Raw genomic sequence first — 12,656 nt, forward strand, 5'->3', positions numbered from 1 at the left:
CGCCTGGATGGGTACGGGCAGGCCCGCGTCAGAACACCAGGCTGCAGTAGGCAGGTTAAAATCTCGATTATCGAGTAAAAACATGGGAGCCTTCGTTTTCAAAATTGCCACAGGCAACTTAATAAAACAAAAAAAAACCGCAGATCAAATGACCTGCGGTATTCTACCATTATTTTTGGCTTCTATGCCTCTCTCTTGCCAACAAGGTATTTTTTAACAACATGGCAATAGTCATTGGCCCTACTCCTCCGGGAACCGGGGTAATATACGAAGCCTTCTTGCTCACGTTTTCAAAATCTACATCCCCGGTGATATAATAACCCTTTTCCTTGGTATCGTCCGGTACTCTTGTAATGCCCACATCGATAATTACTGCATCGTCCTTCACCATTTCAGCTTTTAAAAAGTTGGGTACTCCCAAAGCGGAAATAACAATATCAGCCTGTGAAATTATCTGAGTAATATTTTTGGTATGGCTATGGGTCAAGGTAACCGTAGAGTTACCAGGCCAGCCCTTTCTTCCCATCAGGATACTCATAGGCCTACCCACAATATGGCTACGACCAATAACCACAGTGTGCTTCCCCTTGGTTTCTACCTTATATCTTTCCAAAAGTTCCAAAATCCCAAATGGGGTTGCAGGAATAAAAGTACTCATGTCCAAGGCCATTTTTCCAAAGTTGGTAGGATGAAATCCGTCCACATCCTTATCGGGATCCACCGCCAACAAAACACGCTGTGTATTGATCTGCTCCGGTAAAGGCAATTGAACAATAAATCCGTCTATATCCTCATCTTCGTTAAGCTCTTCTATCTTGTTCAACAACTCCTGCTCCGAGGTGGTGCTTGGCAACTGTACCAAGGTAGACTCGAATCCTACTTTCTCACAGGACCTTACCTTACTACCAACATAGGTAAGGCTGGCACCGTCGTTCCCAACGATTACCGCTGCCAAATGCGGCACCTTTTCTCCACGCTCCCTCATTTTAGCCACCTCAGCGGCTATTTCCTCCTTAATTTGATTCGATACTTTTTTACCGTCCAGTATTTCCATTTTTTAGTATTCAGTTCCCAGTTGCAGTTGGCAGTCCTTTAAACACCAAACTTGCCCAGGTTGTTAATCATGTATTGCAATAATCTTCCTATTTCCAAACTTCCCTAGATAAGGTTCCGTTTCTCATCCACTGATATATATTGACAAGATTCGGCAAATTCCAACCAAACCTGAGTTTCGGAATTTTCACTATCAGCATCTGTCAATTTGCTGATAAAATGCTTTTCATATCTCCTTTTTCTATAGGCCTCCGAAATATTGGCACAAACAGATCGGGAAGATCTTCTAATTTGGTCTGTCAAAGCATAGGTTTCTTCTTTAGGAAAGGATTTTGACACTTCAAAAATGTCCATTGCTATTTTAAATCCTTTCTGATAGGCCAACAATTTTTTGTATCCCATGTCCTATAGTTTGCGATCCAGCTTTTTAAATTAACTGCCAACTGCCACTGAAAACTGTTAACCAAATCGACAACAGTATTACTTCATCCCCTTCATGGCCCCCATCATCTGCATCATCTTTTTGCCACCGCCACCTTGCATCATTTTCATCATCTTGCTCATTTGATCAAACTGCTTCAACAATTGGTTTATTTCCTGTATGCTAGTACCACTTCCCTTGGCTATTCGCTTTTTGCGGCTGGCATTTAATTTGGCCGGGGTAGAACGTTCATCAGGGGTCATGGAGTGTATAATGGCTTCTATATGTTTAAAGGCATCATCGTCTATATCCAACCCTTTTAAAGCCTTGCCTGCTCCTGGAATCATCCCCATAAGATCTTTAAGACTACCCATTTTTTTAATCTGCTGGATCTGGCTTAAAAAGTCATCGAAACCAAATTTGTTCTTGGCTATCTTCTTTTGGATTTTTCTGGCCTCTTCCTCATCAAACTGTTCTTGTGCCCTTTCCACCAAAGAAACCACATCTCCCATACCAAGAATCCGCTCGGCCATACGGGAAGGATAGAAGACATCTATGGCATCCATCTTTTCCCCGGTTCCTATAAACTTGATGGGTTTGTTTACGACCGACTTAATAGAAATAGCGGCACCACCACGGGTATCCCCATCCAGTTTAGTCAGTATTACCCCATCAAAATTAAGTACATCGTTAAATGATTTTGCGGTATTAACAGCATCCTGACCAGTCATGGAATCGACTACAAACAGGGTTTCCTGAGGTTTAATGGCTTTATGGATATTGGCAATTTCATTCATCATTTGCTCATCCACTGCCAAACGACCTGCCGTATCTATGATAACTACATTATATCCGTTGGCCTTTGCATGTGCGATACCTGCCTGTGAAATGGCCACGGGATCCGTATTTCCACGGTCCGAAAACACCTCAACACCAATCTGCTCCCCAACAACATGAAGTTGGTCTATTGCCGCTGGCCTATACACATCACAAGCCACCAACAATGGATTTTTTGACTTTTTGGTTTTCAGGTAATTGGCCAATTTCCCTGAAAAGGTTGTTTTACCAGAACCCTGCAAACCGGACATTAGGATAATGGAAGGTGCACCGGACAAATTGATGCCCTCGGCATCACCACCCATAAGTTCCGTCAGTTCGTCCTTTACCAATTTCACCATTAATTGGCCCGGCTGAAGGGAGGTCAATACATCTTGTCCCAATGCCTTTTCTTTGACCTTGTTGGTAAACTCCTTGGCTATTTTAAAGTTGACATCCGCATCCAAAAGCGCTCTTCGCACTTCCTTTAAGGTTTCCGCAACATTGATCTCTGTAATTTGCCCATGCCCTTTTAGAACATGTAACGCCTTATCCAACTTTTCACTTAAATTATCAAACATAGTCTTACTTATTATCAGGAAAGCGCAAATTTAAGAATAACTGCCGTAAGTCCGAAGTTTGGGATGAAAAATATAAGCGTAAAAAAAGGGCAACTTCATAAAGAAGTCACCCTTTTCCAAAAATTGGGGCAAATTTGTTATTTCTTTTCGAAGACCAGAATTTCTATACTGTTCTCATTAATCATCTTTAACTCAATTCGCTCATTGGTAATGGAGACAATTTTCCAGTCATCCATTAAAACCTGCATAGCCGTGGCCAAGCCAAAATTAAGATAGCATTTCAACTCTCCTTCACTATCCCGGATGATTCTCCAAAGTCCTGGATAAGTAGGTCCGGTTTCCCCTGTTGTAACATTAACGGCAAGTTCTGCCTGGAAAGCAAAGGTAAAAGCGGCATAATTTTGGGTTTCATCATTATCACCCTCCGTATATTTTGCTATCATCCATTCGCCGCCCATCATAATATTCCTTATTTCGGCAACATCGTCATCATCGGAATTATTATCACAAACCCTTTCCAAAATAAGTTCATAATTGGAATCCTCAATACTAAATCCTAAGCGTTTGTCCCTAAGATCGGACAACAACCATTCAAAGCTTACCCCTGGTTCGTCTCCCATGGTAATGGCCATTACCAAACGTCCTTGGGCATTGGTCGTAATGGCCCACTCACCTTCGGAAATATTGGATTCGCTGCTCAAGGTAACCACTCCCTCGGCGTGAAAATTAAACTCATATCCCAAAAGTCTGTCAATATCTTCGTTATTGAGCTTCACTTTTTTAATCACCCAGCTACATTCCTTCAATATTTCCCTCAAAGTATCAGGGGTATTGTCCACAATATCACATGCCTTCTTCATTATGATCCTCTCTCCTTCACCGGCATACAATTTAATTTTACCATCTTCGAGGTCATATACAAACCACTCCAGATCAAAATCGGCCAAGGCTTCGAACTCCAAGTTCAACAACACCCTGTTCTCTCCAATTCTAGTACTCCAAGTTCCCATTAAACTGTTACCGACCCTATCTTTCATTACTACATTTCCGTCTTCGGTAAAATTCATTACGTAGTCAAAATACTGACCTGTATTGTCTACATTGGCCCTTATTACTTCATTTACCAACCATGGACAGGCAACAAGATATTCTTCCAAACGCTCTTGGGTAAAGTCATCGTCATAATCATCGTCATAATCATCATCATCGTCCTCATCACATTCACTTTTGGCAGTTTCAATTGCATTGGCCAATTCGGCATTATTACTTACGCTAACCTTGGTATCATCATACAACTCCAATGTAATGGGGAAATCAAAACTAAGTAGGTCATCATCACCGCGTTCCGCAAAATAGCGTCTTAACTGCATATCATTTTCTACGGTTACATTACCGGTTTGCTGCAAATTAATATCAAAGGAGTATACTACTATTGGATAGACAAAATCTATACATTCTATATCATCGTCATCCCCACCTTCAATACATTCCTCGACCTTTTCACGAAGTTGTTCCTTGCTACTAATAGTGATTTCAGTGTAATCCGACAAGGTTATCTGTACAGGAAAGATAATTTCCAAGATATCATCATCTACCTCTACCTCATTAAAAATCTGCTTTATCAACTTTAAATCTTCAACAGCATCTATATTAACATCCAAGCCGTTTACATTTACCACATAAGGAAAATTAATTGCAATACAGCTAGCTCCATCCACTATATTATCATAGGAACCATCTTTGGAGGAGGTTCTTTTTATTAATTGTGCCGTACTGGAACTTGCCAATATGGCTTCTTGGCTATCCTCTCCAGGTAATTCTTCAAATTCTTCCTGACAAGAGGTAAAACTTAATGCCACAAGAAGTAGGCTCGAGAACATTAAATAAGACATAAACTTTTTCATAATGATTTGGTTTTTATTTGTTCATATATCTCTAAAACAACTCACTTTTAAAATACCCTACCCAATTTTTCATTTTTTTTAAAATATCTTTGAAAAAATTAAAAACAAGCAGGCTTGAAAGCTATCAAAGAAGAACATGTTTGCAAGGACGATGTCTACGCCTCAATCTTCAGCACTTATTCCAAAACGGTCTTTAACTATATATATTATAAGTTTGGCAATGAAGAAAAAGCGTATGATGTTGTACAGGAAGCATTTATAAAATTATGGGAAAACTGTTCCAAGGTTTCTCCGGATAAGGCAAAGTCATATGTATATACCATTGCCAATAATTTATACCTGAATGTGCTAAAGGCGGAAAAGGTAAGATTAAAATACGCCCCGGATACCAGTGCAGTGGTACATGAGTCCCCAGACTTTATAATGGAAGAACAGGAATATAAAGAGAAATTGGAACGGGCATTGTCGGCATTGCCCGAAAACCAACGAACTACCTTTTTATTAAATAGGATCGACGGAAAGAAGTATGCGGAAATAGCGGAAATGGAGGGGGTTAGCGTAAAAGCAATTGAAAAAAGAATGCACTTGGCCTTAAAAACACTAAGGGAACAGATTGAAGGGATATAAAAAATAGAATTGAGTACAGAGTATTAAGTAATGAGCTATATGGCTTTAATGTGGTATGGAATTAAACGAATTAGCGGTTTGGAAACTGTTTTTTCCCTGTTTAAGGTTATTGAGTTTTCGTTCTATGAAACAGTTCCAATCCCAATACTCAATACTAATATCTCAATTCTAACAATAATTATTATTAATTAAAAAGTAGGGTATTTTAATTTCTGATTGTTATACCTATATATAAAGCTAGAAACCATGCAAGAAAATTATTTGGCAAAATGGCTCAACAACGAACTTTCCGAAGAGGAAGTCAAGAAATTTAAGGAGTCCAAGGAATACGCCTCGTACAAAAGGTTACGGGATGCCACTGATAATTTGGCAGGTGCGGATTTTGACATGGCAAAAGCTTGGAAAGACCTCAACAATCGCAAAGCTACCACTGAGAGCAAAGTCATTAAACTAATTCCGTTTAAAAAATACTTAAGCATTGCTGCGGCAATCGCCTTTATTGTTGTGGGGTCCTTTCTATATTATGGTAGCCTGAACGAAGAAATTAGCACACAATATGCCGAAAGAGCTGAAATAGTGCTCCCAGATGCTTCGGAGGTTCAATTAAACGCAGACTCCCAAATTTCATACAGTAAAAAGAATTGGGATAAAAAACGGGATATAGCGCTAAATGGGGAAGCTTTTTTTAAAGTTGCCAAAGGAAAGCGTTTTACGGTAACCACAGAGAATGGAACCGTTACGGTCTTGGGGACACAATTTAATGTAGAAAACAGAAAAGGTTATTTCGAAGTAGCCTGTTATGAAGGATTGGTGAGTGTCTTATACAACAAAAAGGAAGTTAAACTACCTGCAGGTAATTCTTTGGTAGTCATAAATGGCGAAGTAAAGTCATTGAAAATACCAAACACCAAAGAACCTTCTTGGATAAGGAACGAAAGTAATTTTAAGAGTATTCCCCTGAAATATGTTTTGGACGAATTTCAGAGACAATTTAATATAGAGGTCTCCACTCAAAATATTGATACCGATCAATTATTTACAGGATCCTTTAGCAATACCGACAAGGAATTAGCGTTGCAAAGTATAAGTACTCCTTCTCAGATCAAGTTCAAATTAGAGGGGAATAAAGTGCTATTCTATGCTGAAACACCATAAATACGTTGTATTTCTTATTGCCCTATATTTATTTCTTGTTCCCTATTCCAATTGGGCACAAGAAAATAGTACGCAAAAAGCGAATCTAATTAGCTATTTGGAAGAACTGGAGCGGGAATTCAACGTTAAGTTTTCCTTTGTGGATGAAGACTTACAAGGCCAGAAGTTTTCCGTTCCCAACTCCAAGACACTTCCAGAAATACTTGAGGAACTCCGCGGACAGACCAAACTTAATATAACCAAGCTCAGTGACCGTTATTTTGCCATATCCAAAAGTAACTTCGTAGATATCTGTGCCAATATTGTGGACAATTTTGAGAACAGTACCATAATGAGTGCTACCGTAGAAGTTTTGGGTAGTAACATATCCCAAATCACCGATATTGAAGGACAGTTTTATTTAAAGGAAGTTCCAAGAAATGCCAATATCGCGATAAAACACCTTGGGTTTAAGACCAAATATTTGAGTGCGGAAGAACTGACTGGCAGTAATCCATGCAAGACTATCCTAATGTCTCCGAACTATCAGCAGCTGGAAGAAGTGGTGGTATATCAATTCCTAACTACGGGTATTACCAAAAAACCGGATGCCAGCATTGAACTTAACACGGATAAATTTGGGATTTTACCCGGACTTATAGAACCTGATGTACTACAGACCATACAAGCATTGCCAGGTATAAAGAGCGTAGATGAAACGGTGTCCGACATTAACGTTAGGGGAGGAACCAATGACCAAAATCTAGTTTTATGGGATGGTATAAAAATGTATCACTCAGGACATTTTTTCGGTTTGATTTCAGCCTTTAATCCTTATTTGATAGATTATGTAAACATTACAAAAAATGGCACCAGTGCTCAATATGGCGATGGAGTTAGCAGTGTTATCAATATTCACACTAGAAATAAAATAACTGATTCGTTCATTGGCGGGGCGGGATTCAACTTATTAAGTGGCGATGTTTATGGACATCTCCCCATTTCCGAAAAGGTTTCGGTTCAATTTTCGGGTAGACGTTCTACCACCGATTTTATAAATACCCCAACCTACAATAGATTTTTTGACAAGGTATTCCAAGATAGTGAAGTAAAGGACAATGACAATTCCTCAAATGAGAACATAGAGAGAAACGAAGATTTTTACTTTTACGATTTTACGGGAAAATTGCTCTATGATATCAATGACAACCAAAAAATAAGACTGAGTTTTATCAACACCAGCAACCACCTCAAGTATACAGAAAAAACAGAGGACGGCAAAGCTGAGAGTCTATTGGAACAAACCAATCTTTCCTTTGGTGGCAGTCTGGAAAGTGTATGGACCCCTAAATGGAGTACCCATTTAAACCTTTACTATACACGTTACAATCTAGACTCGGAAAACATTCCTTCGGAATCCCAGCAGCTTTTCCAGAATAACCAAGTTTTGGAAAAAGCACTAAAGCTGAATTCCAATTACAAATTGGACAACAACCTTAATTGGCTAAATGGATACCAACTGAACGAAGTTGGTATAACCAACTATACCCAAGTTACCCAACCCGCGTACAAAAGCAATATAAAAGGGGTAATAATGACCCATTCCCTGTTTTCCGAGTTGGATTATAGATCGAAAAATGAAAAATTCAATGCCAGGGGCGGACTTAGATTAAATTATATAAAAAACCTCAAGACCTTTAAAACTTTTGATGAAGTTATTCTGGAGCCTAGATTAAACCTAAATTATGCCTTGACCGATGGTCTTAAGACCGAGCTGTTAGGTGAATTTAAAAGTCAGACCACCAACCAAATCATCGATCTGGAACAAAATTTTCTGGGGATTGAAAAAAGGCGATGGACATTATCGGACAACGAAAAATTGCCCATTACAAAAAGTAAACAAATATCCTTAGGACTAAATTATGACAAAAACACGCTCTATGTAGGCGTGGAAGGATTTTACAAAAAAGTAAACGGAATAAGCACCTCTACCCAAGGCTTTCAAAACCAAGACCAATTTAGTGGCGAAATCGGCAAGTACGATGTCTCTGGAATAGAATTCTTGATCAACAAAAAAACAGCTACCTATAGCACCTGGTTTAGCTATGCCTATAACACCAACAATTATACTTTTGAAAACATATCGCCCAACCACTTCCCAAATAATTTGGACATTAGGCACACCATAACCTTTGCAGGTACCTATACTTATAAGAGTTTTAGAATGGGACTTGGTGCCAACTATCATACGGGAAGGCCCTACACCAAGCCTCAGGAGGGCAACAATGCCATTGTCCTTAATGTTTTCCCCAACCAAATCAACTACGAGGAACCCAACAGCAGTAGACTACCTGCTTACCTAAGGGCCGACGCCTCCTTTATCTACAATTTCAAAATAAGCCAAGGGATAAAATCTTCGGTCGGAGCTTCGGTATTGAATATATTGAACAAAAAGAATATTTTGAACACCTATTACAGAATAAACGACCAAAACGAAATTGAAACGATTGAAAGGGTTTCCTTGGGCATTACTCCCAACTTCAGCTTCCGAATGAACTTTTAGTGCACCTCTAGCCATTTTTGCCACAAAAGTTTGTCGAACTCACTTCAAAAAAATATGGCCCTTGGCTATAGCCACAAAAAAACCGGAAGCTTTGGAACCTATCCAAAACTTCCGGCACATAAATAAATAATCAATCAAATTATTTGCTCAAATCCTTTATTCTAATATTCCTAAAAGCCAATTCGGCTCCATGGCCCAAGAAACCAATATGACCTGTATTCCTTTCCAGGCCTGGGTGTTCCTTATGATCGGCTGTCCCGTTCTTGGACGCTTCCTTCCAGTCTCCATCCACAATTACAGTTCCATTTAAGGTAATTTTAATGTGATTCCCCTTAACGATTACCTCTTGTGAATTCCACTCCCCTACCGGGTTCAGAGCACCTCTTTTGGCTGCAATAATTCCGTATACGGACCCATGGTACTGGTAAGGTTGTAGATTGGCATATATTTCTGCCGTATCGTCCAAAATCTGCAATTCTTTACCCTCATAGGCGGCATCTCCGTCCAATGGAGCATGGATACCCAAACCATTATTGGCGCCAGGTGTCAATTTAAAATCGAATCTAAAAATGAAATCCGAATATTCCTCAGCTGTAAACAAGTTACCATGTCCACCTCTTTTAGGTCGTACCAACAACTCGTTGTTTTCCATGACATAGTCGGTCTTATTTCCTACCCAATGATCCAAATCCTTTCCATTCAACAGGGATTTAAAACCCTCCTTCTTTTCCTCTTCCGTCAACTGCTCATCACCGGAACCAATTTCCCTCACATAAATATTCCTAAAGCCCAAATCCTCACCATGCGCCTGCAGTTCAATGGCCTCTTTTGCAAAAATAGCCTGTTTGCGATCCCAGTAGTTTTCCAAAACTACATTGTCCGTTACCAAAACTCCATTTAAGTGTACGGTAACGCGTTCACCTACCATTTTAATTCTAAAGGTATTCCACTCATCAATAGGGTTATCCGCCACTTGTAGCGGCTTGCTCTCATGCTTCTGATTGTTGTACAATCCGCCTGAACCCACTTGGGCACCAGCATCTACTCTAGCAATGTCCCATATTTGAACCTGGGGCGTACCTCTCAAATAAATACCACTATCCCCGCCATTGGTAATCTTCCAATCAACCAGCATTTCAAAATCGCCATAATCCTTTATTGTACAGATATTATTATATCCTTCCCCTTTAAATCCAATTACCCCATTCTCTATATACCAATCCTGCATCATCTGCTCGTTGGCCTTGGCCTGTTCAGCTGCTAATTTTCTGGAGGACATTTTGGAACGCGCAATTGGGTTTTGAACCAAGCCTTCCCATCCTGTAAAGTCCTTTCCGTTAAAGATGGACACAAAACCTTTATCTGAAGGCATTTTATCCAAAAACTCCTTCACATCAATTTTTATATACTGACTATCGGGACCTGTAAGGTTGTCCACGCTTCTAGATACTATATCCCTAACTACCGCTCCGCTTAAACCATCTTGTACTCCTGGTGTTGGGAGAGCTATGGCAATAGCTGCATTGGAAGCGGTGGTCAACAATTCTTGGTCGTTTAAATATTCCGAAACAAAAACCAAGGAAAGAAAAGTTTTTATATTCCTGGCCGCAGAAAGTACCTGCTTCTTTTCCCCGAGAGTTTTGGCTTCCGGCATTAACTTCCTCACCAAGAGTAATTTCTGATCAGCTGGATAATCCGATTTTCTCACTTTGGCCAAATAGTTCCCAAAAGCATTTTTTCTGATTTCACTAGCAGCACTGCCTTGGACCGTTTCAAATAGATAAGGCAAGGCATCGTTGTTTTTCCAATTGGACAAGGCATCCAAAGCTATCATTTTTTCATTCCCATTGCCTGTTGCAAGTCTTTGTGACACCAATTCCAAGGCCTCCTTACTGCTCAAGGAGGCCAATACCGGTAGTAATTTGGATTTATCGGCAGCACCATTATAAGCCTTATACACAGCATCGGAATACTTGCCATTGCCTTCATTTATAATGTTCACTAGGGCCGTCTGGGCACTACTGATGTTTTCTTGGCCATCCGTTTTTCCCAATAGATCGATTAAGGTGGGAAAATCCTTTTCGGATGAAATATAAGGCAAAGCCCCATACACCGCACTGGCCACTTTATCACTTCCGGCCTCGATATAGGCCACTAGCGTATTAAATTGGTCCGTAGCGTTCCTGGCAGCCAAGACATTTATCAATACTTCCTTGCCGGCCTCATTTGCATTGGCAAGTTCACTGGCTAATAATTGACTATCCTTGGCGTCGCACAATCGCAACAATGTTTCTTCTATGGCAGCATACTCTTGGGGGTAGGTAGCCGATTTTAAACTGTTAAACAAAACAGGCAAGGCCTTATTCTTATCTTGATAGGACAGAGATTTTATACCGGCCTCACGAACCGCAACATCCTTATATGCTACTGCATTCAATACAACCTTATCAAAGACTACCGTTTCATCGCTTTTGCTGAGCATTCTTATAATAAGGGGCTTAATTTCTGAGCTCGACTTTTTATACTGCTTGGCCCAAAGAGCCACTTCATCCGGTGTAAGTTCAGTTCCAGCTGCATCCAACACGGCACCCACATAGTTCTTATTGTCGTTCTTGGATTCCTTTAGCAAGGTCTTGGTAAAAGAGCCACCCTCATTAGCACTTAAGATATGAATCCCCGCAGAGCGATAGTGCAATTGACCCTCCATCTTGCAATTTTTAAGTAAGGCTTTGGCCAAAGTATTGCTTAAGGCCTTATTGCCTTCCTTTTGTAATCTATTGCCATAGTGAATAAAGGCAAGTATACTTTTAGTGTCATCCAATTGATAATTGGAATTCCCAACAGCCTTTTCAAGAACTTCATAAGAACTGGGACTGGCTATTTCTGCCAATGCCATCAAGGCCCTTTGTTGAACACTTTTTGAAGACGAGTTTACACTAGCTTTCAAAACTTCTTCCGCCGGAGCAAATTGCAAGGCTCCCAAAGCCTCTATAAAAGCAGCTTGTTTATTTACATCCCCAACCTCTGTAGCTTCTAAAATAGCTAAGGAAGCATCCGTTGTACCTATAGAGATCAAAGCGGCCAATGCAGGCTTAAACAAATCTTTATTGGACAAATATTCAGATAGAACAGGAACACTTACGTCTGTTCCACTATAGATCAGACGATCCATTAAAAAGGTCTTTACTTCATTGTTTGATGCGGATTCCAAGGCATTTAGCAGGGCATTTTCAACTACACTGTTATGAATTGTGGATTGTTGCCCACCACTGTAAATGGCCACACTTTGGATCGCGTATCTCGCTTGGGTGTCATCCCCACTACCAAGCGGTACAAGCTTATCGGTAATTTTTAGTATTCCTTCCTGACCTAAATCAATGATCTCCTGCATTAACTGGTCGGAATGCCCAAGATCTTCTGTTGGCAACTGCATCAAAATATCGGCCACCTTGGTATCCAAGGTTCTATTGTCCTGAGCGCTAATGACAAGTGTGCCCACAAATAGCATTAGCACACTAATGTTTCTATATAATCTATTCATTTTGTTAATTCTAAGT

8 protein-coding genes are annotated in these 12,656 nt (G+C 40.1%); 3 read left to right on the forward strand and 5 right to left on the reverse strand.

Annotation, left to right across the window (positions count from 1 at the left end; genetic code table 11):
- Window positions 1-169: 169 nt before the first annotated feature.
- The 4 genes from MWU84_RS07860 to MWU84_RS07875 all read right to left on the reverse strand — a co-directional run bounded on the left by MWU84_RS07860 (window position 170) and on the right by MWU84_RS07875 (window position 4,775).
- Window positions 170-1,054 carry a bifunctional 5,10-methylenetetrahydrofolate dehydrogenase/5,10-methenyltetrahydrofolate cyclohydrolase gene (locus MWU84_RS07860; RefSeq protein ID WP_246900329.1) on the reverse strand — a complete coding sequence of 295 codons (885 nt, stop codon included), beginning with the start codon at window positions 1,052-1,054 and terminating at the stop codon, window positions 170-172.
- Window positions 1,055-1,158: 104 nt separating this feature from the next.
- A complete protein-coding gene (locus MWU84_RS07865; RefSeq protein ID WP_348647856.1) occupies window positions 1,159-1,455 on the reverse strand; it encodes a four helix bundle protein in 297 nt (98 codons plus the stop codon).
- 78 nt (window positions 1,456-1,533) lie between these two features.
- On the reverse strand, window positions 1,534-2,871 hold the full coding sequence (ffh, locus tag MWU84_RS07870) for a signal recognition particle protein (RefSeq protein WP_246900331.1): 1,338 nt from the start codon (window positions 2,869-2,871) through the stop codon (window positions 1,534-1,536).
- A 137-nt stretch (window positions 2,872-3,008) separates the two neighbouring features.
- A complete protein-coding gene (locus MWU84_RS07875) occupies window positions 3,009-4,775 on the reverse strand; it encodes a hypothetical protein (RefSeq protein ID WP_246900334.1) in 1,767 nt (588 codons plus the stop codon).
- A 114-nt stretch (window positions 4,776-4,889) separates the two neighbouring features.
- Here MWU84_RS07875 and MWU84_RS07880 point away from each other — a divergent pair, with 114 nt between their 5' ends.
- From MWU84_RS07880 to MWU84_RS07890, 3 genes are all read left to right on the forward strand, one after another.
- Window positions 4,890-5,402 (forward strand): RNA polymerase sigma factor, encoded by a 513-nt coding sequence (locus MWU84_RS07880; protein ID WP_246900335.1) that lies wholly within the window; start codon window positions 4,890-4,892, stop codon window positions 5,400-5,402.
- Between the two features lie 246 nt (window positions 5,403-5,648).
- Complete coding sequence (locus tag MWU84_RS07885; protein WP_246900337.1) at window positions 5,649-6,557, forward strand: FecR domain-containing protein; 909 nt, start codon at window positions 5,649-5,651, stop codon at window positions 6,555-6,557.
- Window positions 6,541-9,099, forward strand: coding sequence for a carboxypeptidase-like regulatory domain-containing protein (locus MWU84_RS07890; RefSeq protein WP_246900339.1), 2,559 nt, complete (start codon window positions 6,541-6,543; stop codon window positions 9,097-9,099). The genes MWU84_RS07885 and MWU84_RS07890 overlap by 17 nt, the downstream gene beginning before the upstream one ends.
- Window positions 9,100-9,238: 139 nt before the next feature.
- Here MWU84_RS07890 and MWU84_RS07895 read toward each other — a convergent pair whose 3' ends face one another.
- A complete protein-coding gene (locus MWU84_RS07895; protein WP_246900341.1) occupies window positions 9,239-12,640 on the reverse strand; it encodes a DUF1080 domain-containing protein in 3,402 nt (1,133 codons plus the stop codon).
- Window positions 12,641-12,656 lie beyond the last annotated feature (16 nt).

The organism is Arenibacter sp. F20364, assembly GCF_023015905.1.
GTDB lineage: Bacteria > Bacteroidota > Bacteroidia > Flavobacteriales > Flavobacteriaceae > Arenibacter.